The 26,297-nt window shown below is 65.9% G+C and carries 19 protein-coding genes; 7 read left to right on the top strand and 12 right to left on the bottom strand.

Going from position 1 to position 26,297, the window contains the following annotated elements; genetic code table 11:
- Positions 1–1,037: 1,037 nt before the first annotated feature.
- Positions 1,038–2,219, top strand: coding sequence for a ferredoxin (locus QW868_RS20655; RefSeq protein WP_316162136.1), 1,182 nt, complete (start codon positions 1,038–1,040; stop codon positions 2,217–2,219).
- A gap of 56 nt (positions 2,220–2,275) precedes the next feature.
- Positions 2,276–3,538, top strand: a complete 1,263-nt coding sequence (locus QW868_RS20650) for a 2Fe-2S iron-sulfur cluster-binding protein (protein ID WP_315799040.1) — start codon at positions 2,276–2,278, stop codon at positions 3,536–3,538.
- Between the two features lie 180 nt (positions 3,539–3,718).
- On the opposite strand, the gene QW868_RS20645 is transcribed toward QW868_RS20650, so the two are convergent.
- The 10 genes from QW868_RS20645 to QW868_RS20600 all read right to left on the bottom strand — a co-directional run bounded on the left by QW868_RS20645 (position 3,719) and on the right by QW868_RS20600 (position 17,955).
- Entirely contained in the window at positions 3,719–4,891 is a 1,173-nt protein-coding gene (locus tag QW868_RS20645) for a fumarylacetoacetate hydrolase family protein (RefSeq protein WP_316231356.1), read from the bottom strand.
- 85 nt (positions 4,892–4,976) lie between these two features.
- A complete protein-coding gene (locus tag QW868_RS20640; protein ID WP_316231355.1) occupies positions 4,977–8,012 on the bottom strand; it encodes an autotransporter domain-containing protein in 3,036 nt (1,011 codons plus the stop codon).
- Positions 8,013–8,221: 209 nt separating this feature from the next.
- Entirely contained in the window at positions 8,222–9,175 is a 954-nt protein-coding gene (locus QW868_RS20635; protein ID WP_316231377.1) for a DMT family transporter, read from the bottom strand.
- Positions 9,176–9,371: 196 nt separating this feature from the next.
- Complete coding sequence (locus QW868_RS20630) at positions 9,372–10,211, bottom strand: aldo/keto reductase (protein WP_316231354.1); 840 nt, start codon at positions 10,209–10,211, stop codon at positions 9,372–9,374.
- Between the two features lie 211 nt (positions 10,212–10,422).
- Entirely contained in the window at positions 10,423–13,113 is a 2,691-nt protein-coding gene (locus QW868_RS20625) for a molybdopterin-dependent oxidoreductase (protein WP_316231353.1), read from the bottom strand.
- Between the two features lie 19 nt (positions 13,114–13,132).
- The gene (locus QW868_RS20620; RefSeq protein WP_316231352.1) at positions 13,133–14,347 is read right to left on the bottom strand and encodes an NAD(P)/FAD-dependent oxidoreductase; all 1,215 of its coding nucleotides are present in this window, start codon (positions 14,345–14,347) and stop codon (positions 13,133–13,135) included.
- A gap of 5 nt (positions 14,348–14,352) precedes the next feature.
- Entirely contained in the window at positions 14,353–14,778 is a 426-nt protein-coding gene (locus QW868_RS20615) for a globin family protein (RefSeq protein WP_316231351.1), read from the bottom strand.
- 84 nt (positions 14,779–14,862) lie between these two features.
- Positions 14,863–15,654, bottom strand: coding sequence for an ABC transporter ATP-binding protein (locus tag QW868_RS20610; RefSeq protein WP_315737171.1), 792 nt, complete (start codon positions 15,652–15,654; stop codon positions 14,863–14,865).
- 12 nt (positions 15,655–15,666) lie between these two features.
- Positions 15,667–16,575, bottom strand: coding sequence for a nitrate ABC transporter permease (ntrB, locus tag QW868_RS20605; protein WP_315737170.1), 909 nt, complete (start codon positions 16,573–16,575; stop codon positions 15,667–15,669).
- A 63-nt stretch (positions 16,576–16,638) separates the two neighbouring features.
- Positions 16,639–17,955, bottom strand: coding sequence for a CmpA/NrtA family ABC transporter substrate-binding protein (locus QW868_RS20600; protein ID WP_316231350.1), 1,317 nt, complete (start codon positions 17,953–17,955; stop codon positions 16,639–16,641).
- A 146-nt stretch (positions 17,956–18,101) separates the two neighbouring features.
- Here QW868_RS20600 and QW868_RS20595 point away from each other — a divergent pair, with 146 nt between their 5' ends.
- From QW868_RS20595 to QW868_RS20585, 3 genes are all read left to right on the top strand, one after another.
- On the top strand, positions 18,102–18,419 hold the full coding sequence (locus tag QW868_RS20595) for a hypothetical protein (protein WP_316231349.1): 318 nt from the start codon (positions 18,102–18,104) through the stop codon (positions 18,417–18,419).
- 209 nt (positions 18,420–18,628) lie between these two features.
- Positions 18,629–19,462, top strand: coding sequence for a formate/nitrite transporter family protein (locus QW868_RS20590; protein WP_316231348.1), 834 nt, complete (start codon positions 18,629–18,631; stop codon positions 19,460–19,462).
- Positions 19,463–19,529: 67 nt separating this feature from the next.
- Complete coding sequence (locus QW868_RS20585; protein ID WP_316231347.1) at positions 19,530–21,260, top strand: bifunctional protein-serine/threonine kinase/phosphatase; 1,731 nt, start codon at positions 19,530–19,532, stop codon at positions 21,258–21,260.
- Positions 21,261–21,283: 23 nt separating this feature from the next.
- Here the strand turns inward: QW868_RS20585 and QW868_RS20580 are convergent, their stop codons facing one another.
- A complete protein-coding gene (locus QW868_RS20580) occupies positions 21,284–22,198 on the bottom strand; it encodes an intradiol ring-cleavage dioxygenase (RefSeq protein ID WP_315779524.1) in 915 nt (304 codons plus the stop codon).
- 149 nt (positions 22,199–22,347) lie between these two features.
- On the opposite strand from QW868_RS20580, the gene QW868_RS20575 reads away from it, so the two are divergent.
- Positions 22,348–23,622, top strand: a complete 1,275-nt coding sequence (locus QW868_RS20575) for a serine hydrolase domain-containing protein (RefSeq protein ID WP_316231346.1) — start codon at positions 22,348–22,350, stop codon at positions 23,620–23,622.
- Positions 23,623–23,863: 241 nt separating this feature from the next.
- A complete protein-coding gene (locus QW868_RS20570; RefSeq protein ID WP_316231345.1) occupies positions 23,864–25,381 on the top strand; it encodes an HWE histidine kinase domain-containing protein in 1,518 nt (505 codons plus the stop codon).
- A 6-nt stretch (positions 25,382–25,387) separates the two neighbouring features.
- On the opposite strand, the gene QW868_RS20565 is transcribed toward QW868_RS20570, so the two are convergent.
- Positions 25,388–26,122, bottom strand: a complete 735-nt coding sequence (locus QW868_RS20565; protein WP_315758506.1) for a cytochrome c biogenesis CcdA family protein — start codon at positions 26,120–26,122, stop codon at positions 25,388–25,390.
- Between the last annotated feature and the right edge of the window lie 175 nt (positions 26,123–26,297).

The raw sequence follows: 26,297 nt of genomic DNA, 5'->3' as shown, positions 1-26,297 counted from the left end.
GAACGCCGGGACCCATACTCCGCGGCAGTTATTGTGAAGAATGACTGGGTCGACATCGTGCGCAACAACATCTCCCTGGGGTTATGGGTCCCGGCGTTCGCCGGGACGACACTGGAATCCTGGACGAGAGCGCTCGTCCCCCCCCCAACGCCGGCGACTATCGCCACATGCGTTCGCAGTCCCGCGGCGGGTTGCGCCCGAGCTATGCTGATCGCTTCACCCTCCTCGACAACAGAGGGCGCAGGGAAGGCCGGGCGCTGGCCGCGCCCGTGGCCCGCCTGCGAAAAAAAAATGCAGGCGGCAGGTACCACAGGTCTGGCCGAACACGCCCGGCCCTCCCTGCGCGATGGTTTTGACGGCTGCTTCGCGTTCTCCCCGGTGCGCCGGCTTTTGGCCACCGTGCGCGACGATGCGCTTTGCGCGCTCCGCCGCGGGACACCAGCATCGGGGTGCCAGGACCGCGCGACTTGACCGTGCGTGCATCGCTGTTCGTCCGCGCGAATGATCACGCTGCAACGACACACGCCCATCGCATTCCGCTGCCGACGTCCATGACGACCGCGATACGTCCCCTCCGACGCAACGGAACGGGCGGGACTCTAATGCTGATTTTACGAAATAGACAAGCGATTTATTTTTCCGCACAGGGCTGGACAGGATTTCTCGCGCACGCCCCGATTTGCCCGACGGGCAGCTTTCGCATGCCGCATCCCACGCACACGCGCCTTCATTGCGCCTGCGATCTGTCACGGTGAAGGCCGTCATTGATCCAGATCAAACGCACTCGAAAACAAACCTCGATCCAGATCAAATGCTTGATGCTCCTCGATTTGATCCAGATCAAACGGCCGCAGGCCCACCGCAGCATGGCCCAGACACGTCCATATTGGCCGTCAAAAAGCGCCACATCTCGTCGGCAGATTCCGCGGCACAGCATGCGCTGATGACGCGAACTAACAGGCCTGGCGGACGAGCACGTCTGGCCCGGCCTCGTCACACCAGCGCGCCGTGCCAAGTAACCAGCGTCCTGGAAAGCAATGCGAAACAACAGCGCTCAACGTTCGTCCCAATACGACTACGCTTCGCACCGTCGAGAGGCCCGACCACTCACCCACGTAGCCGTGCAGGTGGCTCCCGCCAGGTATCAGCCGGCCGCGCAGCCCGGCAGCCGCAGCACCGGCCGGGCCGAGCGGCGATTCTGGCTGACCATGCAGACCGTCATGCTGGTCGTTGGCGTGCTGCTGGTGAACCTGCTGCTGTTCTTCCCTGCGCTCGGCATCGCCCTGATGTGGAATCTGCTGATTCCGGTCGCGCCGGCGCTGGTGACGATCTCGCCCGGCCTGTGGCGCAACATCTGTCCGATGGCGACCTTTCATCTCTTGCCGAACAAGATGGGCATCTCGCAGAACATCCGGATGCCGGAATGGGGCGCGGCGACCTTAGCGGTGATCAGCGTAACCTCGCTCTTCATCGTCGTGCCGATGCGGCGCATCGGACTCAATGTTGACGGGCCGTTGACGGCGCTCATGCTGCTGTCGGCTGCGGTCATGGCGTTCGCGATGGGCTCGGTGTTCGAGATGCGCTCGGGCTGGTGCACCTCGCTGTGCCCGATCCACCCCGTCGAGCGTCTGTACGGCACCAACCCCGCTCTCACCTTCAAGAACGCCCGCTGCAATATCTGCGAGGCCTGCAGCAATCCGTGCCCGGACTCGACGCCGGAGCTGACGCCGACCGCGGGCGTGCCGACGAAGGTGCAGCAGTTCCTCGGCAACTTCCTGATCGGCAGCTTTCCCGGCTTCGTCTGGGGCTGGTTCCAGGTGCCGGATTATCCGCCGCAGCAGGTCGGGAGTGCCGAGATCATCACTGCCTATGTCTGGCCGTTCGGCGCGGCCGTCATCAGCTACATCGTGTTCAGGATCGGCGAGCACATGCTGCGCTACAAGCCGGCCACCCGCACCCGGATGCACCGCATCTTCGCCGCGACGGCGGTCAGCACCTACTATTGGTATCGCCTGCCCGGTCCGGCGTCGCTGCTGCCGGACTGGTTTCCGCTGGTCTCGCACCTCGTCACGACGCCGTTCTTCTTCTGGTTCCTGGTGCTGCGCTCGCCGAAGGTGAGCTGGCTGAAGCGGCCGGTGATGGCCTCGAACTACTGGTCGAGCCGGTTCGAGAGCACGGCCAACAAGAACCTCATCCGCGTCTCACCCGACAGGGCGTGATCCCGCGGCGTCCTTCAGCCCACATTGTCACAGCGTATTCGATCGAGGAGTGAACCATGTCGAACTTCAGGACCGTCACCGTCAAGGGCCGCCAGTTCCGCGTCCGCGCGGGTGACGTGCTGCTCGATGGCGCGCTGGCCAACGGCGTCGAGATTCCGTTCGACTGCCGCGCCGGCACCTGCGGCACCTGCATGGTTCATGTCTCCAAGGGGCAGACGGTGTGCGGCGAGACGCATACGCAGGGCATGATCTATGCGTGCCAGGCGCGCGTCGTGTCCGACCTCGACGTCGAGATGGAGGACGTGCCCGAGATCGACACCAGCAAGGCGCGCCTGGTCGGCCTGCGCGAGGTCGCGCCCGACATCATGGAGCTGATGATCGCCCCGGAGAAGAGCATCAGCTATCTGCCGGGGCAGTACTTCAAGTTCACCTTCAACGGCTATCCGGCGCGCGCCTACAGTCCGACGGCGTCGTTCGACGGCCGCATCGGCGGCCGCGTCATCCATCTCAACATCAAGCGCGTGCGTGGCGGCCGCGTCACGACCGCGCTCGGCAGCGGCATCCGTCCCGGCCATCGGCTGCGCATCCAGGGGCCGTATGGGCATGCGTTCCTGCGCCCGGGCGGCACCGGCCGTCTCGTCCTCGCCGGCAGCGGCACCGGCTTCGCGCCGATCTGGGCGATCGCCGCGATGGCGCTGCGCGAGTCCCGCAGCCGGCCGATGGTGATCATCGCCGGCGCCAAGAAGCTGCCGCAGCTCTACATGACGCCGATCCTGGCACAGCTCGCGCGTCTGCCGAACGTCACGATCATCCCGACCGTCGAGGAAGGCCCGATCGATCATCCCTCGATCCGCACCGGACGGATCGAGCCGCACATGCCGACCTTGACCGCCTCCGACGTCGTCTATGCCTGCGGCTCGCCGCGCATGGTCAGCGCGCTCGCCGGCATGGTCGAGAAGGCCGGTGCGACCTTCTATGCCGATCCGTTCGACCCGGCTCCGCCGGAAGCGCCGTCCGGCCTGATCGGACGCATCAAGACGCTGGTGGCGCGGCGGTCGCCGGAGCCCGAGCCGAGCCGCGACAGCGGCAAGGGCCGCGAGGCCTCGCTCGATCCGTTCGAGCGGGCGCTGTCGCTGGTGCCGAAGGATCCGATCGAGGATGATCTCGGCCTGCGCCGCCCCGAGCCGCGCCGCAGCGCGGCGGCCGAGCGCGACCATGCATTGTCGGTGGTGCGAGAGCGTGCCGCGCTGGGCGATCCCACGCAGTTGCAGGAGCGCGCCCGCCGCGCCGCCGGGCAGATGGCGTCGGGGCACGTGTGAGGACTGCGGCCGGGTATCCGCAACAGGGCGACCGCATACGAGGACCAGAGCGCCGTCCTCGTCTATCTCCATGTCGTCATGGCCGGGCTTGTCCCGGCCATCCACGTCATTCGGCATACGTGGGAGGACGTGGATGCCCGGGACAAGCCCGGGCATGACGGAATAACGACTAAGCAAGCCTCAGATCAGCTTGCGCCGCGCCAAACTCCGCATCAAGGCACCGACGCCGAAAGTCCACGGCTCGCATTCGTCGCTGTTGCGCATGCGGTTGACGAGGCGGCCGAGCTGCGGGGCCGAGATGGTAACGATGTCGTCGCGCTTGTGGGTGAAGCCCTGCCCGGGTGCGTCGCGGTCCTTCACCGGGGCGAACATGGTGCCGAGGAACAGCGCGAAGCCGTCGGGATATTGGTGCACCGCGCCGATGGTCTGGGCGACAAGATCGGTCGGATCGCGGCTGATCTTGCTGATGGAGGAATGGCCGTCCAGCACGAAGCCGTCGCTGCCGGTCACGGTCAGCGCGACATCCATTTGCCTGACGTCGTCGAGCGTGAAACTCTTGTCGAACAGCCGCAGCAAGGGACCGATGGCGCAGGAGGCGTTGTTGTCCTTGGCCTTTGACAGCAGCAGCGCCGAGCGGCCCTCGAAGTCGCGCAGGTTGACATCATTGCCGAGCATCGCGCCGACGATTCGGCCGCGGCTCGACACCGCGAGCACCACCTCCGGCTCCGGGTTGTTCCAGGTCGATTTCGGATGCAGCCCGGCATCCATGCCGGTGCCGACAGATGACAAGGTCGGCGCCTTGGTGAAGACCTCGGCATCGGGCCCGATGCCGACCTCGAGATACTGGCTCCAGGCGTTCTGCTCGATCAGCACCTGCTTCAGGTGCATCGCCTGGTCCGAGCCCGGCTTGAGCTTGGAGAAATCGTCGCCGACCAGACGCACCACCTCCTTGCGGATCGCCTCGGCGGAGGCCGGGTTGCCGCGCGCGCGCTCCTCGATGACACGCTCCAGCATCGAGATCGCGAAGGTGACGCCCGCCGCCTTCAGCACCTGCAGATCGACCGGCGCCAGCAGCCAGGGCTTGGCCGGATTGCGGCGATCCGGCGGGGTGTTGGCGAGGATCCCGGCGAGATCGCCGATGCGCTGGCCTTTCATCGCGCGCAGGGCCGCCGCCGGATCGTCGTGCTCGCAGAGGGCGCTGACGGTGGGGAAAGCCGAAGTGACGTCGAACACGCCGTCGTCGCGCACGGCGACCACGGCCGGTCCGTCCACGTCGGGGCGCCAGACCCGGCCAACCAGCGTGCCGCTGGTGCCGTCGTCGGGCAGGACGGTCTCGGGCGTCAGGTTGATCATGGCGTCGTGCTCCCTGTTGTTCTTGTTGCTCAGCGCACCCCTAGCATCGGTGCACGCCGGCTCCAAGCCACACGACGTCGCGCGATCACCAGCTGTAGCGCACCACGCCCTTGCCGGCATAGGAGCGGCTGATGGTCGAGAACTCGCCCTCGAAGGTCGCAGCCGCCGACCAGCCGTTGCGCCAGGCCATTTCGGCCGAGGCCGTGGTCAGCGCAAGGTCGCGCGACTGCGCAGCGCCGTTGATGACGAAACTCGTGCCCGGGAGCAGCTGGAAGCCGGCGGTCATGGTGCGATCCGGGTTGAAATTGTGCGCCCAGGCGGCGCGGCTGCGCAGCGACAGCACGGCGTCGGCGAGCGCAAACGACCGATCGACGCGCGCGCCGAGCTCGGTGCGCGCATCGGTGACAGTCTTGCCGGCATAGGTCAGCGCGAAGGTGCCGGCGCCGGAGAGCACCTGCTCGGCATAGGACGGTAGCACGTAAGCCGTCGCCTGGCCGCCGAGATAGGGCGTGATCCCGCCCCACGGCGTGGCATAGCGGCGGCCGGCCTCGAGGCGGGCCGAATAGGCCGACGCATTGAAGCGGGCGCGGAGCTGGTCGACGCCGGCGACGGTCACGGTGCGGTCGGTGGTCACGTCGTGCCAGCCATAGGCGAGCGCGGCGGAGAGATAGTCCGGACCATGGCGATAGCGGGTGAAGGCGCCGGCCTGGAACAGGTCGGAGCGGCCGCTGCCGCCGCCATTGACGCCGAAGCTGGTGCCGCCGCCCGACAGCGCGAAGCCGGCCAGCCAGCTCGGCGACACGATGTAATCGGCGCCAGCGGCCAAGCCGACCTCGCGGATCGTGACGTTGTTCGAGCCGAGCGCGGCGTTGCCATCGGTGAACGAGCCGCCGCCGAACGACGCGGCCCAGGTGCTCCAGCGCTCATCGAAGCGCTGGGCCGGTGTGGCCTTCACCGGCATGCGCGCGAAGGCATCGCGCGGCGCGGCGCCCCGCCCTGCGTCGGCGAACGCCGCAGCCGGACTAGATGCGCTCGCGCTGCGACCGGCGACGAAAGGATCGGTCATCAGGCCAAGAAAGATCTTCATCGATTCGAACATCGCCTGCTGCGGAGCGGTGGCGATCTCGCCGGAGACCTGCGTCAGGCCGGCCGGGGTCAGCGCGCCGAAGGCGAGCGGAATGCCGCCGGTGCGGTTGAAATAGCCGGTCGTGGTGTCCGTGACGTTCTGCTGGTTGGTGTTGTTGGTGCCGGTCGAGCCAAGCGTCAGGTTCAGATAGACATTGTTGGCGTCGTAGCTCAGACGAGAAGTGAAATTGGCCGGCAGGTTGGTGTTGACCAGCGCATTGAAGGTGCCACTGACGCCGCCGGTCGCATTGACGATCGTGTACTGCTTGTTGACGTAGCTACCGGGCGCGAAACTCGCCTGCACGGTGGCGCCGCCGAGCGTCGCCGTTCCCGTCACGTTGACCCGGTCGGCACTGGCCGGGGATACCTCGACCATGTAGCTCGCAGCCGTCGTGAACACGAGGTTGCCCTGCACGGTGAGCAGCCCGATCGAATTGCCCGGCGCGAGTGCGCCGCCGTTGATGAGCGTGCTGCCGACGATGCCGTTGCCGCCGAGCGCGCCGCCGGAATTCACCACGACATTGCTACCGGCGATCGAGCCGTTCACGGCGAGGATGCCGCCGTCGATCGTGGTCGTGCCGGTGTAGGTATTGACGCCGGACAATGTCAGCTTGCCGCTGCCAACCTTGGTCAGCGAGCCTGGGCCGATGGTGCCGCACCCGCAAGGATCGGTGTCGCCGATCACGCCGGAGACCTCGGTGGAGAGATTGTTGGCGCCGACCACCAGCGTGTTGAAGGCGCCGATGTAGTAGTTGCCGGAGCCCGCCAGCGAGCCGGCGGTGATGCGGCCGTCGCCATTGACACCCGTGCTACCGGAGAAATCGACCACGCCGGTGCCATTGGTGACGAACTGGGCGGTGCCGCCGGTCGTATTGTCGAGGAAGCGGGTGCGGCCGCCATCATTGGTGATGATCGTGGCGGAGCCGGCGCTGGCGTGATCGAAGAACAGCGTCGAGCCGCCGTCATTGGTGGTGACGGTCGCGTTCGCCGCGGTGGAATGGGCGTTGAACTGGACCTGGCCGTTCATGTTGTTGGTGATGGTGGCATTGCCGGCCGACGGGGTGTCGCTGCCGAAGCCGATCCCGAACATCACGTAGGAATTGCCGCCATTGGTGATGACCGCATTGGCGGCCGTGGCGGCATTGACGAACGCCAGCATGCTGAACGTGTCGTTGGTGATCGTCGCGTTGCCGGCGCTGGTATTGGCGTTGAACAGCGTGCGGCCCTGATGGTTGGTGATCACGGCGTTGCCGGCCGTGGCCGTGTCCGTGCCGCCGGCGACACCGAACGCGGTCGTGGCGATCGACTGGTTCACGATCGTCATCGTGCCGGCGGAGCTCGCACCGAGGAAGTTGGTGGTGCCGCCATCATTGGTGAGCGAGACGATGCCGGACGTGTCGGCCCTGACGATGTTGAAGATGCCGAAATTCGACACGTCGCCGACGATCCGGGCGGTGTGGGTGGCATCGCCGAGCTGCAGGGTCGCGACGCTGCCGACGAAGGTGCCGCCGGAGTAGGAATTGGTGCCGAGCAGGATGGTGGTGCTGTTGCCGAGCAGCTCGGCACGGACGCCGGCAACGGTCTCGCCGAGATTGTTGCCGATCGTGATCGTCTGGCCGGAATTGGCGTTGTTGATGAAGCCCCAGCCGGAGCCGGCGACGCCGAAATTCACGTCGGCGCCGCCGATCGAATAGGACTGGGCGTTGCTGAGGAAGATCCAGGAATCCGGATTGATCGGCGCCGTGACCGTGATGGTCGATGCGCCGGTGGCCCCGAACAGCGCCTCCTGGCCGCCCGATGCGGGCGGCGCGCCGGCCGGCGGGGTCTCCCAGTTGGTCGAGAGATTGTAGTCGGAGGTCGTCGTCGTGGCGCCGGGACCGCCCCAGGTGTAGTCGGTTTGCGCCTGCGCGGCCGTCGCCAGCCCGAGCCCGACCACGAGCACCAATCCGCCAACCCGCCAGCGGACAGCCCGGTCAGCCGTGTTGTCGCTCGACATCCCCACTCCGACACTCCCAAGCCCTGCTCTGCACGGTCTCGTGCAGTCCAAGACCTAGCAGCTCAGACTTGGTGGTCGGGGCGGGATGCGAATGCGTTTTTCCAATGATTTCAGATCATTACGCGTTTCGCACCGGTTGTGGCGATCGCGCAACGCATCCGCCCAAAAATTCACACCCCCGTATTCGCCAGGGATGCGCGAGCGAGGGCTCACGGATTCGGCGAGCTCTCGCCGGCGACCTGCAGCAGTTGCGAGCGGCGGACGCGCTCGCGATGGGCGGTGTAGAGGCCGCTGGAGACGATGAAGGCGGCGCCGACGATGGTCCAGACGTCCGGCACCTCGCCGAACACCAGGAAGCCGAGGATGCTGACCCACAAGAGCTGGGTGTAGGAGAACGGCGCCAGCACCGAGGCGTCGGCATAGCGGAACGCCAGCACGACGATCCACTGCCCCATGGTCGAGGCGACGCCGACCAGCACGCCGAAGCCGATGTCCTGCCAGGACGGCGTGGTCCAGACGAACGGCACGATTGCCGTGAGCACGCAGAGGCCGGCGATCGAGGAATAGGTCATGATCGTGATGGCGTGCTCACGCCCGCTCATCATCCGCGTCATGATCAGGGTGCAAGCCCAGGCGAACGCCGAGACGATCGGAAACAGCGCGGCAAGATGGAACGCGCCAGTGCCGGGCCGGAGGATGACGAGGACGCCGCACAGGCCGACGGCGGTTGCGATCCAGCGGCGCAGGCCGACCTTCTCGCTGAGGAACACGATCGACAACGCGGTGACGAACAGCGGCGCGACGAAGCCGGTCGCGGAAGCCTCGGCAATCGGCAGATAGCGTAAACCGGTGATGAACATCAGCGACGAGCCGAGCAGCGCAACGCCGCGCAGCAGCTGGAACTTGAGCCGCTCGGTGCGCATCGCGAACAGCGGCGAGCCCGGGATCATCGCCGGCACCATGATCGCTGCGAATATGACGAAGCGGATCCAGGTGATCTCGATCGAGGGCAGCGTCTTCGAGAGATATTTCGCTGTGACGTCCGAGGTGCCGAGGAACACGGTCGACAGCAGGATCAGCGCGATGCCGCGGAACGGCCGGTCGGCCCGCGCGGGCGCGCGCTTGCGCGTGGCCTGCGGCTTCTCCTGCACGGAGGTCGGCACGTCGTCGAGGCGCGCGGCTGCGGCCGCACTCGGTGGCGGGGTCACGGTCGAACTCGGGAGTTTTGGAACGGGGACGATTCGGTGAGTGGCGACAAAACGCCAATCGCGACGCCGCGACAACCCATCGAAGCGGGCAGCACTTATGCGTTGCCACGCGCCGGAGTAGCAAACATCCGTAATTTTCCGTGATGCTGCATTACAGCATGGGCAGCCCGCGCGGCTTCGGCCCGCGCGGAAAGGCGCGATCGATTGCGGCGATCTCGGCTGCGGTCAGCTCGATGTCGCCGGCCGCGGCATTCTGCTCGGCATGCTCGGGCCGCGACGCCTTGGGGATCGCGAGCAGCGACGACGTCCGCGTCAGGAAGGCGAGCGCGATCTGGCGCGGCGTTGCGCCATGCTGCTCCGCGATGCGCTGCAGCACCTCGCCGCCGGCGCTGCGGCGTTCCGGAAAGTCGTCATGGCCGAACGGCGAGTAGGCGACGACGGCGACGCCATGCTGGCCGCACCACGGGATCACCGCGTGCTCGATGGCGCGCTCCTGCAGATGGTAGAGCACCTGGTTGCAGGCGATTTGGCCTTCGCCGGCGACATCGAGCAACTCGCCGAGATCGTCGACGTCGAAATTGCTGACGCCCCAGGACCCGATCTTGCCGGCGGCCTTGAGCTCCTCGAACGCCGCCACCGTCTCCGCGAGCGGATAGGAGCCCGGCCAGTGCAGGAGATAGCAGTCGAGCCGGTCGGTCTTCAGCCGCTTCAGCGAGCGCTCGCAGGCGGTGATGGTGCCCTTGCGCGAGGCGTTGCTTGGCAGCACCTTCGAGACCAGGAATACGTCGTCACGCCGGCCGGCGATGGCCTCGGCGATGACCAGCTCGGCATCGCCATACATCTCCGCGGTATCGATGTGGCTCATGCCGAGATCCAGGCCGCGCCGCAACGTGGCAATAGCGCGGCTGCGATCGGCGTGGTCGAGATACCAGGTGCCCTGCCCGATGACGGAGACGCTGGCTCCGCCGGTTCCGAATGTCTTGTGCTTCATGCGCGGGAGCATAGTGGATGAGGCGCACGACGTCGATTGGGTGCCTCCCTGCTCAAGGCATCTGACGCGCCTCCACACCCACGTCATTCCGGTTCGACGCGTCAGCGTCGAACCCGGAATCCCGAGCTCGTCTTGCGCTGTTTCATTTCCACCATGTCGAGATTCCGGGTTCGAGGCCGTTGGCCTCGCCCCGGAATGACAGTGTTCTCGGCTAGCTCGCCGCCGCGATGGGCGGGGCGTCCGTGGCCGTCTGCGCGATCAGCCGCTTCATCTCCGGAATGCACGAGCCGCAATTGGTGCCGGCCTTGAGCTGCGCACCGATGGCGGCGGGCGTGCGCGCACCTGCCGTGATCGCATCGCAGATGGTGTCGCGGCCGACGCCGAAGCAGGCGCAGACGATCGGGCCGCCGCCGACGCCGTCGGGCGCGCGGCCGGACAGCAGCACGCGACGCTGGTCGTCGTCGAGGCGATCGGCGGCGAACATCGTCTTCACGACGTTCCAGTCGCCGGCATCATGGCCGGGGCCGACGAAGAGACAGGTTTCGATGCGATCGCCGGCGAACGACGCGGCGCGATAGACGCCGCCGCCGACATCCATGTAGTCCGTGACGTCGTCGGTGGCGCGCGCCTTGAACCAGGCCGGCCAGCGCGACAGATCGCCGTTATCGGCGAACAGATAGCCCAAGCCGCCCTGCACCGTCGCGCGCGCCCACCAGAGGTTGGACGGCAGCGTGAGCTCGTTGCGCGACAGGATGAAGCCGCGGAATACGTACTCATAAGAACTGATCGCAGCCGGGGTCGCCTTGGCCTCGGGCTGGCCGGAGAACGGATCGGTGTGGGAGGCGACCAGCGCGCCGACGCGACCATGCGATGAGTTGGTGGCGTTCCAATGGATCGGCGCGAACAGCATGCCGCGCTGCTGGCGCTCGCTGACCACGACCTTGAGGATGCACTGGCCGTGCTCGGTCGTCACCTTGGCGAAGCCGTCATGCATCAGGCCGCATTTCAGCGCGTCGTCCGGATGCACCTCGACGAACGGCTCCGGCAGATGCGCTGATAGCCGCGGGCTCAAGCCGGTGCGGGTCATCGTGTGCCACTGGTCGCGGATGCGCCCGGTGTTCAGGCGCAGCGGGCGGGCGGCGGTGGTCTCACCGCGCAGCGCCGGCACTTCCGGCGCGACGAAGCGCGCTTTGCTGTCGTTGGTGAAGAAGGCGCCGTCGGCGAAGAAGCGCGGCTCGGGCGGCTTGCCCGCGCGCGCCGGCCATTGTACCGGCGCCATCGTCTCGTATTCGTCGTCAATGAGCGAGGCCAGCGCGCCGATGTCGAAATCGCGCGTGCCGTCGTTCTCGAACGCCGACAATGCCGCATGCTCGCGGAACACGTCGGCCGCAGAGTTGTAGTTGAAGGCGCTGGCGTGGCCGAGCCGTTTGCCGACCTCGCTCAGGATCCACCAGTCCGGCATGGCCTCGCCGGCCGGCGCCAGGAAGGCGCGCTGGCGCGAGATGCGGCGCTCGGAGTTGGTGACCGTGCCCGACTTCTCGCCCCAGGCCTGCGCCGGTAGCAGCACGTGGACGCCGGTATCGACGGTGTCGTTGGAGCGGACGTTCTCGGACACGACGAACAGCTCGAGCTTCTTGAGCGCGGCGCGGACCAGATCGGCGTCCGGCAGCGACACCGCGGGGTTGGTGCCGATCACCCACAACGCCTTGATCTCGCCGCGCGCGATCGCCTCGAACATCTGCACCGCCTTGAGACCCTCATGGGTGGCGATGTCCTTGGCCTTCCAGAAGCGGCGGACGCGGTCGATGTCCGGCGGCGTGAAGCCCATGTGGGCGGCGAGCTGGTTGGCGAGCCCGCCGACCTCGCGGCCGCCCATCGCATTGGGTTGGCCGGTCAGCGAGAACGGCCCCATGCCCGGCTTGCCGATGCGCGCTGTCGCGAGATGGCAGTTGAGGATCGCGTTGACCTTGTCGGTGCCCTGCGCCGACTGGTTGACGCCCTGCGAATAGAGGGTGACGACCTTGGGAGTCTCGCGGAACAGCTTGAAGAAGGCGGCGACGTCGACTTCGGATAGGCCGGTGGCGAGCGCGGTCGCCGCGGCGCTGCCGGCGAGGCTGCGGGCGCGAGCCAGGGTCTCGTCGAAGCCGCTGGTGTGAGCGTTGATGTAGTCGTGATCGAGCGCACCGCTGTCGGCGAGATGCACCAGCAGGCCGGAAAACAGCGCCGCATCAGTGCCAGGCTTCAATCCCAGGAACAGATCGGCGTCGCTCGACGTGTCGGTGCGACGTGGATCGATGACCACGAACCTGGCGCCGCGCGTCTGCTTGTTGGCCAGCATGCGCTGATACAGCACCGGATGGCACCAGGCGGCATTGCTGCCCACGAAGACCAGCAGATCGGCCTGATCGAGATCCTCATAGGTGCCGGGCACGGTGTCGGCGCCGAAGGCGCGGCGGTGGCCGGCGACCGACGAGGCCATGCACAGCCGCGAGTTGGTGTCGACATTGGCCGAGCCGAGAAAGCCCTTCATCAGCTTGTTGGCGACGTAATAGTCCTCGGTCAGCATCTGGCCGGAGAGATAGAACGCCACCGCATCCTCGCCGTCGCGGGCGACGATGTGCTTCAGGCGGGTCGCGACGTGATCGAGCGCATCGCTCCACGCCACCCGCTGCATGCCGCCCTTGCAGCGGATCATCGGGTACAGCAGCCGGCTCTCGAGCCCGAGCGTCTCGCCGAGCGCCGAGCCCTTGGAGCAAAGCCGGCCGAGATTGGCGGGATGCATCGGATCGCCGGAGATGGCAGCGCCGCCGCGGCCGTCGGGCGTGGCGAGCACGCCACAACCGACACCACAGTAAGGACACGCAGTGCGCACCGTCAGCAGCTTCGGATCGACCGTCGTCATCGTCGTGCGTGGCCCCTTCTCACGCTGCCTGCGGCCGCGCGCCCGCGCGGCCGAACATCATCGCCGTCCGGATCGCTGCAACCGGCTCGCGGCTCCGGATCAGCTCGCGATACCACAACGCGTCCTGAGTCTCACCGATCAGCACGGCGCCGGTGAGGCGCCCCTCCGTGATGACGAGCTTCTTGTAGATGCCGCGTTTGGCATCGTTGAGCACGATCGCCTCGCTGCCCTCGGCGCCGATGAAGTCGCCCGCCGAGAACACGGATACGCCGGACACTTTCAAGTTGGTCGACACGACGCTGCCGCCATAGGCCGCCTGGCGGCCGGCCAGATGCCGCGCCAGCACCCGCGCCTGCTCGTAGGCCGGCTCGACCAGCCCATAACAGGTGCCGCGATGCTCGGCGCATTCGCCGAGCGCGAAGATGCCGGGGGCCGAGGTCTGCATGGCGTCATCGACGACGATGCCGCGGTTGACGGCGAGCCCCGCCTCTTTCGCCAGCGCAACGTTCGGCCGGATTCCGGCCGCGAAGATCACGGCGTCGGTGGCGAGGCGCCGTCCATCGGCCAGCTCGACTCCTTCGACCCGCCCGTCCCCATGGATGGCCGCGGTGCTGGCATTGAGCAGAACCTCGATCCCCTTGCGCGCCACCAGCGCCTTCAGCAACGCGGCCGCCGGCGCATCGAGCTGCCGCTCCATCAGCCGGTCCATCAGATGCAACAGCGTCACCCTGGCGCCGGCACGCGCCAGGCCATAGGCCGCTTCCAGCCCGAGCAGGCCGCCGCCGACGACCACCACGCGCCCCTTCTTCGCCGCGAGCGCCAACAGCACGTCGGTATCGCGGCTGTCGCGGAACGTGTGCACGCCCGGCAGATCGGCGCCGGGCACGGGAAGCCGCAGCGGCAGCGAGCCGGTGGCCAGAACCAGGCGCGAGAACGCCACGTTCTCGTCGTTCTCGATCTGCAGCTCGCGGCGGCCGACATCGATGCCGGTCGCGCGCGCGCCGTATTTCAGCGTCACGCCGCGCTCGCGCCACCAGGTGGCTGGCTTGAGCTCGATCTCGTGGGACGCAGCCTCGCCGGCCAGCACCGACGACAGCAGCACGCGGTTGTAGGCCAGACGCGGCTCCTCGCCAATGACGGCGATCGCGTAGCGGCCGAGCGCGGTCTGCGACAGCTCCTCGGCCAGCTTTGCAGCGGCCATGCCATTGCCGACGATGACGAGCGGTTCACTCAACGATGCTACTCCGCAGCCTGCGCCTTGCCGTAGGCTGCCGCGATCATGAAGCCGGACAGCGTGCCATAGGCCGCGGTCCAGGCCTCGGCGACCTCGGGCGTCCAGGCCTCGCCCAGTCCCTTCTCCAGGGTCCACAGCAGCGCAGAGCCGACCACCGGATAGTGCTCGGGCTTGGCACCATAATCGACGTGGCGCTTGGCCAGCGCGCTTGCTGCCGGCAGGATCGCAGGCAAGTTCGCCAATCCATTCACGACGACCGCCAGCGTCGCCATCAGCTTCTTGCGCTGCTCGGTGAGATCGTCTGGAAACATCGGCCGCACCTGCGGCGCGACCTCGAACAAGCGATCGTAGAAGATGCCCGCGGCCTGGTCGGAGATCGGCGCGACCTTGGCAAAGCTATCCTGAACCAATGCGATCTGAGACGGCGTCATGGGAAATCCTTCGATGATGGAGACGAGAACCCGTTAGTCGCCCGAGGCGGAGGGCGGTTCGATCCGTCCTCCGCGTTCGAATCGTCACGCCGCCTCGACGTAGCGATGGCGCTCATAGAGGAATTCCAGCACGCGCTGGCGGCACTTCACGTAGGTCGCGTTGGTCGCGAGCTCGAGCCGCTTGCGCGGACGCGGCAGCGCGACCTCGAGCACCTCGCCGATCCGTGCGCTCGGACCGTTGGTCATCATCACGATACGGTCGGACAGCAACACGGCCTCGTCGACATCGTGCGTGATCATCAGGATGGTGTTGCCGAGCTTCTGATGCAGGGCCATCACGGAATCCTGCAGATGCGCCCGGGTCAGCGCATCGAGCGCGCCGAACGGCTCGTCGAGCAGCAGCACCTTCGGCTCCATGGCGAGCGCACGGGCAATGCCGACGCGCTGCTTCATGCCGCCGGAGATCTCGTTCGGACGCTTGTCCTTGGCATGGGCCATCTGCACGAGGTTCAGATTGTGCATGGTCCAGGCATCGCGCTCGGCCCGGGTCTTGGTCTTGGCGAACACCTTGTCGACGCCGAGCCGCACGTTCTCATAGACCGTGAGCCAGGGCAGCAGGCTGTGGTTCTGGAACACCACCGCGCGGTCAGGTCCCGGCGAATTGACCTCGCGCTCCTCCAGCAGCACGCCGCCGGTCGTGGCCGTGGTGAGCCCCGCCACGATGTTGAGCATCGTCGACTTGCCGCAGCCGGAATGGCCGATGATCGAGACGTACTCGCCCTTCTCGATCGAGAGGTTGATGTCCTTCAGCACTTCGGTGGTAGCGGTGCCGCGGGTGAAGGTCTTGTCGACGTGGTCGAGCTTCAGATAGGCCATGATCTCTACCTCTCAATTCGTCGCAGTGCCGCGGGTGACGATCTTGCCGACCACCGCGATCATGCGGTCGAGCACGAAGCCGATGATGCCGACATAGAACAGCGCGAGAATGATCTCGCTGATATGCGAGGAGTTCCACGCGTCCCAGATGAAGAAGCCGATGCCGACGCCGCCGATCAGCATCTCGGCCGCGACGATCGCGAGCCACGACAGGCCGATGCCGATGCGCAGGCCGGTGAAGATGTAGGGCGCGGCCGCCGGGATCATGATCTTGGCGAAGAACTCCAGCGGATTGAGCTGCACCACCGCGGCGACGTTGCGGTAGTCCTGCGGAATGTTGCGGATGCCGACCGCGGTGTTGATGATGATCGGCCACACCGAAGTGATGAAGATGACGAAGATCGCCGACGGCTGGCCGTCGCGGAAGGCCGCCAGCGACAGCGGCAGCCAGGCGAGCGGCGGGATCGTGCGCAGCACCTGGAAGATCGGATCGAGGCCGCGCATGGCCCACACCGACTGGCCGATCAGCGTGCCGACACCGACGCCGACGACGACGGCAATCGCGTAGCCGAAGGCGACGCGCCGGAGGCTGGCTTCGAGATGCCAGAACAAGCCCTTGTCGATGCCGCCATGATCGAAGAACGGATCGAAGATCAGCTCCCGGGTGTCGCTGAAGACCCGGGAGGGCGGCGGCAGCGCCGAGCCGGCCCGGCGGCAGACCAGCTCCCAAATCAGCAGGAACAGCGCCAGCACGATCAGCGGCGGCACCACGCGCACCGCGGCCTCACGTGCCATCTTTACATAGCGCTCGGCCTTCGGCGGCTGTTTGGGCGTCATCGTTACGATGGACGCCGAGGTGGACGCCGCCGCGGTCGGCACGACCTGGGGAGCACTATCGTTGCTCAACGCTGGCATGGACATCGGAAACCTTTCTCCGTGCAATGAGAGGGGCCGCGCGCTTTCCGCGCGCGGCGAGAGTCCTGATCAGGCGTCGACGCGCTTGATCGACAGCGACTTCAGGTAGGCGGTGGGATCTTCCGGATCGAACACCTTGCCATCGAAGAAGGTCTCCTTGCCGCGCGACTTGGAGGTCGGAATCTCGGCGGCGGCGACGTTCATCTCCTTGGCGGCCTCGCGCCAGATGTCCTCGCGGTTGACCTTGGCGATCAGCGACTTGGCGTCGAAGCCGGCCTCATACTTGCCCCACCGGATGTCCTCGGTGATGAACCAGTGATCGTGGCTCTGGAATGGATAGGATGCGAAGTCGCTCCAGTACTTCATGATGTGCGGCGAGTTCTCGACGACCTTGCCGGTGCCGTAGTCGAACTTGCCGGCCGAGCGCCCGGCGACGTCCTCGACCGGGCAGTTGATCCACTGCCGCTTGGCCATGATGGTCGCGAGCTCCTGCTTGTTCTCCATCTTGTCGGCCCACTGCTGGGCTTCCATCACCGCCATCGTCAACGCCTTCGCGGCCTTCGGATATTTGTCGACAAAGGCGGCGCGCATCGCGAAGGATTTTTCGGGATGCTTGTTCCAGATCTCGCCCGTCGTGACGGCGGTGTAGCCGATGCCCTGGTTGACGAGCTGCGCATTCCACGGCTCGCCGACGCAGAAGCAGTCCATGGTGCCGACCTTCATGTTGGCCACCATCTGCGGCGGCGGCACCACGATGGTCTCGATGTCCTTGTCGGGATCGATGCCGCCGGCGGCGAGCCAATAGCGGATCCAGAGATCGTGGGTGCCGCCCGGGAAGGTCATCGCGGCCTTCACGGACTTGCCGGAGGCCTTCTTCTTCTCCAGCGCGGCCTTGAACGGCGCGGTATCGAGACCGAGCTTCAGGTCGGCGTACTCCTTGCCGACCGAGATGCACTGCGCATCGAGATTGAGGCGCGCCAGGATGTACATCGGCGTCGGCTGGTTGTTCTGCGTCACCTTGCCCGAGGAGATGAGGTAGGGCATCGGAGTCAGGATGTGCGCGCCGTCGATGCCGTTGCCCTCGGAGCCGAGCACGAGATTGTCGCGCGTTGTGCCCCATGAGGCCTGCTTCTGCACATCGACATCAGGCATGCCGTATTTCGCAAAGAGGCCCTTGTCCTTGGCGACGAACAGCGGGCCGGCATCGCTGAGCGCGATGAAGCCGAGCTTGGCACTGGTGACTTCCGGCCCTGCCCCCTGGGCAAAGGCTCCGCCGGGAAAGCCCAGCTTCGCGGCAGCGAGCAGCGCGGCCGTGCCGGCACCGGCCTTGAGAAGCTGACGACGGCTGAGGCCGTTGCGGCGAACAGGATTGGCAGTCTTCGTCATGAGTGCTGTCGTCCTTTGTCTGAAGAGCGCTCGATGGTGAATGGCCGTCCGTTGCGGGTCGCTGCACCACGCACAAAGGCGTGTTCCGAGGAGGCCTCGGAAGGGGCAGCGTCACGATTCGGATGAGGGTTGCGCGGACGGCATCGATGGCGTCGGACACGCTCTTTCAAGCTTCGTGCCAACGTGCCGATTCGGATTTGTCAGGCAAATTCAAGCCTTTAGCGTTGCACAACAATCCATCAGAGGCAGCGGGCCGCATCCAAAATTTGCGATTCGCACACTTTGTGTGCGGCGCACACAAAATAAGCATGGAGAGATTGTTCCGTGAGCATCAGGGCACCAAAAGAGCCCTTTCAGGCAGCTGCAGCAGAGAAACTCCAGCGCAGTCGCTTGAAATCACTGACTTTCTCGGTGGCGTCAAATTTGGCACACGCATTGCTTCTGGTTCTGCAAGTCAACGATGACTGCGGTTCGCCGGACTGTCGACGCCGATGGCGCTGATCTCCGGGACGGATGCGCACACGCGACCGAGGGCTCCTCTGCGCGAATCGTCGTGACGCCCTTCCCGCATTCGACATCCGATCCGCCTGCCCGTGGCGATGTCCCTCGAGAGCCAGAACCTCTCGCAAGGCAGCGCGCAATCGACTCCCGAGAGCAAGCAAAGGACGTTTGAATGTCGTATCTCGCGCCTTCAGAATTCGTGACCAAGATGGTGGACGCAGGCGAGTCCAAGATCTTCATGTCGACCCGCGACACCGTCATCCGCGCCTACATGGCGGGCGCGATCCTGGCGCTCGCGGCCTGGTTTGCCGTCACCATCAACGTGAACACCGGCCAGCCGCTCATCGGCGCCCTGTTGTTTCCGGTCGGCTTCTGCATGCTCTATTTGCTGGGCTTCGATCTGCTGACCGGCGTGTTCGTGCTGTCGCCGCTGGCATTGATCGACAAACGTCCGGGTGTGACGATCGCAGGCGTGCTGCGCAACTGGGGACTTGTCTTCATCGGCAATTTCGCCGGAGCACTGACGGTTGCCTTCATGATGGCATTCGTGACCACGTTCGGCTTCACGCAGGAGCCGGACAAGGTCGGCGCTGTGATCGGCAATATCGGTGAAGGCCGGACGCTCGGCTACGCGGCGCATGGCGCGGCCGGAATGGCGACGCTGTTCATCCGCGGCATGCTGTGCAACTGGATGGTCTCCACCGGCGTGGTCGGTGCGATGATCTCGACGACGGTCCCGGGCAAGGTGCTGGCGATGTGGATGCCGATCCTGGTCTTCTTCTACATGGTGTTCGAGCATTCGGTGGTGAACATGTTCCTGTTCCCGTCGGGGCTGATGCTCCATGCGAAGTTCTCGATCATGGACTACCTGGTCTGGAACGAGATCCCGACCGTGCTCGGCAATCTCGTCGGCGGCCTCTCGTTCACCGGCCTGACGCTCTATGCCACCCACATCAGGACGCAGCCGAAGCGTGATGCCAAGATCGCAGCTCGCGCCGCGGCCTGATTCCGTTTCCCTTGGAGAGCCCGGCCCCGGTAAGGTCGGGCTCCCTTCATTTCGCCCGACAGCCCAAATGCCATTGCGGATCACAATCGGAGCGCATTCCGACAAAGGGCAGAAGCCGGGCAACCAGGACTTCCACGGCGCTCTGATTCCCGATGAGCCGGCGCTCAGCCTGAAGGGCATCGCGATCGCGATCGCGGACGGGATCAGCAGCAGCGAGGTCAGCCACATTGCGAGCGAGTCGGCGGTCAAGAGCTTCCTGACCGACTATTACTGCACGCCGGATGCCTGGTCGGTGAAGACCTCGGCGCGACGCGTGATCGCCGCGGCCAACTCCTGGCTCTACGCCCAGACCAGAGCCAGCCAATACGCCTATGACCGCGACAAAGGTTATGTCTGCACGCTCAGCGCGATCGTGATCAAGGCGGCCACGGCGCATCTCTTCCATATCGGCGATTGTCGCATCTATCGCCCCGCAGGCCATTCGCTCGAGCAGCTCACCGACGATCATCGCGTCATCATCTCGTCGCAGCAGAGCTATCTGGGGCGTGCGCTCGGGGTCAATCCCGAGGTCGAAATCGACTATCAGGCCATTCGGATCGAGCGCGGCGACATCTTCGTGCTCGCGACGGACGGCGTTCACGAGCACGTGGGCAAGCGTTTTGTCGCCAACGTGTTGAAGGAGAATTCCCACGACCTCGATCAGGCGGCCCGCATCATCGTCGCTGAGGCACTGGCGCAGGGCAGTGCGGACAATCTCACGATCCAGATCGTGCGGATCGACGAACTCGGCGCCGGCGATGCCGCCGAGATCCCGGTCCAGGCCGAGCAGCTGCCGCCGGCGCCGCTCCTGGACGCGCGGATGATCTTCGAGGGTTACCGGATCGTGCGCGAGATCCATGCCAGCAGCCGCAGCCACATCTATCTGGCCATCGACGTCGAGACCGAGCTCGCCGTCGCCATCAAGGTGCCGTCGATCGACCTGCGTGGCGATGCCGCCTATCTCAAACGGTTCCTGATGGAAGACTGGATCGCGCGGCGGATCGATAACCCGCATGTGCTGAAGGCCTTCCCATCGACGCGGCGCCGCGATCATCTCTACGTCGTCACCGAATTCGTCGAAGGCCAGACCTTGGCGCAATGGATGATCGACCATCCCAAAGCCGATCTCGATGCCATCAGAGACATCATCGAGCAGATCGCCAAGGGGCTGCAGGCGCTGCATCGAAAGGAAATGCTGCACCAGGATCTGCGGCCGCAGAACATCATGATCGACCGGACCCGAACGGTGAAGATCATCGATTTCGGATCGGTGCGCGTCAGCGGCGTGGTCGAGGCCGACCCGGCTGCCGACCACGACAGCATCCTCGGCACCCAGCAGTATACGGCGCCGGAATATTTTCTCGGCGAGGGCGGCTCCGAATGGTCCGATCAGTTCTCACTCGGAGTCATCGCTTACCAGATGCTGACGGGGCGATTGCCCTACGGCGCGCAGATGGCGCGCGCAAGAACCCGGGCGCAGTTTCGCAAGGTGCGCTATCTGCCGGCCTCCGGCGATGACCAAGCCGTCCCGCTCTGGATCGACGGCGCACTTCGACGCGCCGTCCATCCCATCGCCGCCAAACGTTACGAGAGCCTCTCCGAATTCGTCTTCGACCTTCGGCACCCCAATCCGGCCTATGTCGGCGACAGCCGGACGCCCCTGATCGAGCGCAATCCGCTGCTGTTCTGGAAAGCAACGACTGCGCTGCTCGCGATCGCAGTCGTCATCCTGCTCGCGGCTCGCCACGGCGGCTGGTAGTCGGACCTGCCGGCCGCCACAGCTCAGGCGGGTTCAGGCGCGATCGCGCCGAGCGGTCTCGGCGCCGCGCCCGCTCCCGGCTTCATGCGGAAATCATAGGTCATGAAGTGCCATGGCCCGACGGCCAGCTTACCGTCCGGCATCACCGCGTCGCTGCGCCGCTCCACTTGGGCGACGAGGTCGTTCTTGACGCCAAACACGACATCGCTGTCGAGATATTCGTCACCGCCGACGAAGACGTGGGTGATCAGCGGCTCGTAGCCCTTGGCGTCCACCAGGAAATGCACATGAGCCGGCCGCATCGGATGGCGTTTGGTGCTCAGGATCATCTGTCCCACCGGACCGTCGGTCGGGATCGGATAGCTGCAGGGCAGGATGGTGCGGAAGAAAAAGCGACCGTCCGCGTCGGTGATGAAGCGCGCCCGCGACGACGGACCATCGCTCGCATAGGACGGCCGCTGCGAATCGTAGAAGCCCTCGTCGTCGGCATGCCAGACATCGACCGCGGCGCCTGCCAGCGGGGCACCCGACAGATCGGTGACCCGTCCCTGGACGAACATCTTCTCGCCCTTGAGATCCGCCGAGATGTCGGTGCCGTGGGGCGTCACCTTGTGCTCGCCGACGTAGAACGGGCCGAGCACGGTCGTCTCCGTCGCCCCTGCCCGGTCGCGATGATTGATGGCGTCGACCAGCATCGACACGCCGAGCACGTCGGACAGCAGGATGAACTCCTGCCGGCTCGCGGTGCAGGTCTGTCCGGTGCGGGTGAGAAAGTCGATGGCGGCGGCCCACTCGTCGAAAGTGAGCTCCGTCCGGCGCACATAATCGTGCAGCGATTTCACCAATTCCTGCAGCAGGAATTTCGCGCGCGGATCGGGTGTCCCTTCGAAGCTCGCGACGACGGCCTCCGTGAGCTCGGCCTCGTTGAATTGTGTCATTGCCAATTCCTCCCGGCGCAAAGGGTACACGACGCATCCCTGGCCTGCCATTGGACGCGGCGCGTTTTTCGGCTATCACCCGGAACAAACGGCATGTGCGGCCGATCCTCGCGCAGGCCGCCAGAAACCGATCATAGCGGAGACGCCCGATGCTCGCCCCGACACCCGCCTCGCCCGAAACCGTCGGCATGTCGAAAGCCGCGCTCGATCGCATCGATGTCCATCTGCGGCAGCGCTATATCGAGGCCGGCCGCTTTCCCGGAACGCAGTTGATGGTCTATCGCCGCGGCAAGATCGTGCATGCGAGCTCGCTCGGCTATGCCGACGTCGAGCGCAAGGTCCCGGTCAGGAACGACACGATCTACCGCATCTATTCGATGACCAAGCCGATCACCTCGGTCGCCTTCATGATGCTGGTCGAGGAAGGCAAGGTCGCGCTCGACGAGCCGGTCGCGAAATACATTCCGGAGTGGAAGAATCTGGGCGTGTTCGTCGCCGGCACCGCGCCGGCCTTTGTCAGCCGGCCGCCGGCGCGGCCGATGCTGATCGTCGACCTCTTGCGCCACACCTCCGGCCTCACCTACGGCTTCCAGCAGCGCTCGAACGTCGATGCCGCGTATCGCGACGCGAAGATCGGCGCGGTCGAAAAGGCAGGAACGTTGCAGTCGATGATCGACGACCTGTCGCGCATTCCGCTGGAGTTCTCGCCGGGGGAAGCCTGGAACTACTCGGTCTCCACCGACGTGGTCGGCTATCTCGTCGGCAAGATCGCCGACAAGCCGTTCGAGCAAGTGCTGAAAGAGCGCATCTTCGATCCGCTCGGCATGAACGACACCGACTTCCACGTCCCCGCCGCGAAGGCGCACCGGCTGGCGGCGTGCTACTCGGCCGATGCCGGCGGCGCCTTGTCGTTCCACGCCGCCGATCGCAAGGGCGGCCTGACCTTGCAGGACGATCCCGCCACCAGCTCTTTCTTGAGCCCGCCCGACTTCATCTCAGGCGGCGGCGGTCTGTGCTCGACCACGGCGGACTATCTGACGTTCTGCCGCGCGCTGGTCAATGGCGGCGAGCTCGGCGGGGTCAGGCTGCTCGGCCCGAAGACGCTGAAGCTGATGACCTCGAACCATCTGCCGGGCGGCGTCGACCTGCCGGCGCTGTCGCGCTCGATGTTCGCGGAAGCAGCCTATAACGGCATCGGCTTCGGTCTCGGCTTCTCGGTGACGATGGATCCGGCCAAGACGCTCATTCCAGGCAGCGCCGGAGAATATGCCTGGGGCGGTGCGGCCTCCACCGCGTTCTGGATCGATCCGGCCGAGGAGCTGATCACGATCTTCATGACCCAGGTGCTGCCGTCGAGCGCCTATCCGATCCGCCGCGAACTGCGCACGATGGTGTATGCGGCCATCAGCGAGAGCAACGTCTAGGAGAGGCGCTGTGGCGGTAAAGCCGCTCAGGGAACCGGCGATCGCCGCGCGTTGCGCTTGGCGTGCACGCCGCGCTCTCCTATGCTGACAGTCATGTGAACGGTTGCAACCGCCGAGCCCTTGCGGAGGCAGCCGCTCCAGCCTGAAATGCGCTCGCTGCACAAATTCGCCTCCGCCCGACGCACCTCCGCCTGCGTCAGTCCCAACGGCGATCAGCAGCGCCAGCTCAAACGGGGCATCCGTGCCAAAACTCTCCCTGCCGATCCGGCTTGCTCTTCTGGTCGCAGGGACCACGCTGCCGCTCATCCTGTTCGCAGGCGGAATCGTCTTGCACAACTACATGCAGGACCGCAGCGACGCCCGTCAGCGCGTGCTGGAGACGGTGCGCAGCATCCGGCTGACGCTCGATGCGGAAATGCAGCGCATGACTGGCGGCGTCCAGGTGCTGGCGCTGACCGATGCCCTGACCACCGGCGATTTCGAACGCTTCCGCCCGATCGCGATGGGCTTCCTCGAGCAGTACGGCAAGAACGGCACGATCGTGGTCGCCGACCACAACGGACGCCAGCTGTTCTCGTCGGCGACGACGGATACGGCTCACCTGCCGACGCGCAACAACCGCGAGATCACCCGCCGCGTGTTCGAGACCCGGCAGCCGCAATATTCCGACCTTTTCTACGGCGTCGTGAAGAAGAGCCTGATCGTCACCGTCGAGGTGCCCGTCTTTCGCGACGGCGAAGTCGTCTATGACATCTCGTTCAGCCCGCCGATCGAGATGTTCCAGACCATCCTGGAAAAGCAGCGGCCGAACCCGGACTGGACCTTGTCGCTGCTCGACCGCAAGGCGACCGTATTCGCACGCGTGCCAAATCCGGCGGACACGATAGGCAAGCAGGCCTCGCCATCGGTGTTTGATCGCATGCGCAGCGGGCAGGAGGCGACGCTGTCGAGCGTATCGCTCGAGGGCGTGCCGCTGCTGTCGAGCTTCACCCATTCCACCCTCACCGGATGGACCATCGGCGCCGGTATCGCCGAGGATTCGCTTGTGGCGCCGCTGTGGCGCAACCTCGCCGTCACCAGCCTGCTCGGCGGCATCATGCTGGCGATCGGTCTGGCCTTTGCGGTGCGGATGGCGACGACGATCGCGCGCGCCGAGATGCTGCACGACCTGCTGATCGAGGAGCTCAATCACCGGGTCAAGAACACGCTGGCGATCCTGCAGGCGATCGCGGTGCAGACCTTCCGCAGCGCCAGCCGCCATGAGCGTGAGAAGTTCGAGGGCCGGCTCGGCGCGCTCGCCGAGGCGCATAATCTGCTCAGCAAGGAGAAATGGCAGGGTTCTGAGCTGCAGGACGTGATCGAGCGCGTGCTCAAGCCCTACCGCCTCAACACGCCCGACCGCATCAGGATCTCCGGCCCGAAGGTGGCGCTGTCGCCGCGGCTCGCCGTGGTGCTGTCGATGATCGTGCACGAGATCGCAACCAACGCCGCCAAGTATGGTGCGCTCTCCAACGACACCGGCACGGTCGACCTGTCCTGGGAGCTGGCGAGCGCGGCCGACGCGGCGAAGAAGCTGCCGGCACGGCTGCGGCTGGTGTGGCAGGAAACCGGCGGCCCGGTGGTCTCGGCGCCGATCCAGCGCGGCTTCGGCTCCCGCCTGATCGTGCGCAGCGCGCGCGATCAGCTCGGCGGCGAGGCGACGGTCGACTTCCTGCCACCGGGCGTGGTCTACACCATCACCTGCAAGCTCGACGATTGAGCCGCGTCAGCCGAACCTCTGCAGCGCCGGGAACGTCTCGAGCAGCCAGATGCTGAAGGTCGAGACCGCGCCGGTGAGAAAGCCGATGCCGGTGGCGATCATCAGCACGCCCATCGCGCGCTCGATGTTCACGAGATGGCCACGCATGCGGATGAACAGCGCCGAGAACTGTTCGATCATGAACGCCGCGACCAGGAACGGAATGCCGAGGCCGGCGGAATAGACGGCAAGAAGCCCGGCCCCCTTGGCGACTGTCGTCTCCGCGGCTGCGATCGAGAGGATCGCCGCCAGGATCGGCCCGATGCACGGCGTCCAGCCGAAGGCGAAGGCGAGCCCCATGACGTAGGCGCCCCACAGGCCGACCGGCTTGGGGATCGGCAGCCGACCTTCGCGCATCAGGAACGCGATCCGGGTCAGGCCGAGGAAGTGCAGGCCCATCACGATGATGACGATGCCGGCGAGAATGGACAACTGCTCCGACCAGGCCCGGATAAGGCCGCCGATCAGCGAAGCGCTCGCCCCCAGCATCACGAACACGGTCGAGAAGCCCAGCACGAACAGTGCAGCCGAGATCATCACGGCGCGGCGCGACGCGGCCGGAGGCTCCTCGCTCTCGATGTGCTCGATCGTGGCGCCGGTGAGATAGACCAGATAAGGCGGAACCAGCGGTAGCACGCAGGGCGAAAGAAAACTGACCAGGCCAGCAATGAACGCGGCCGGAATCGATACGTTCTGGATCATGCGAGTCCCGCGATACGCCCCTCCAGGCGCAAGCCGGGGCACGACGCTTCTTGCCGCCGATGCCGGGAATACGCAACAGACGTGCCGAAGTTACGGCGGTCACCGATGATCACCGCCTGCGGGCTTTCGCGAGGACAGAGCCCGACATCCCCGGATCGGGGGCCTCATTGGCGAA

This window comes from Bradyrhizobium sp. SZCCHNR1051 (genome assembly GCF_032489615.1).
Classification (GTDB): Bacteria; Pseudomonadota; Alphaproteobacteria; order Rhizobiales; family Xanthobacteraceae; genus Bradyrhizobium.
Note: the sequence above shows the minus strand (reverse complement) of the source record. Positions and strands in the feature narration are given on the sequence as shown.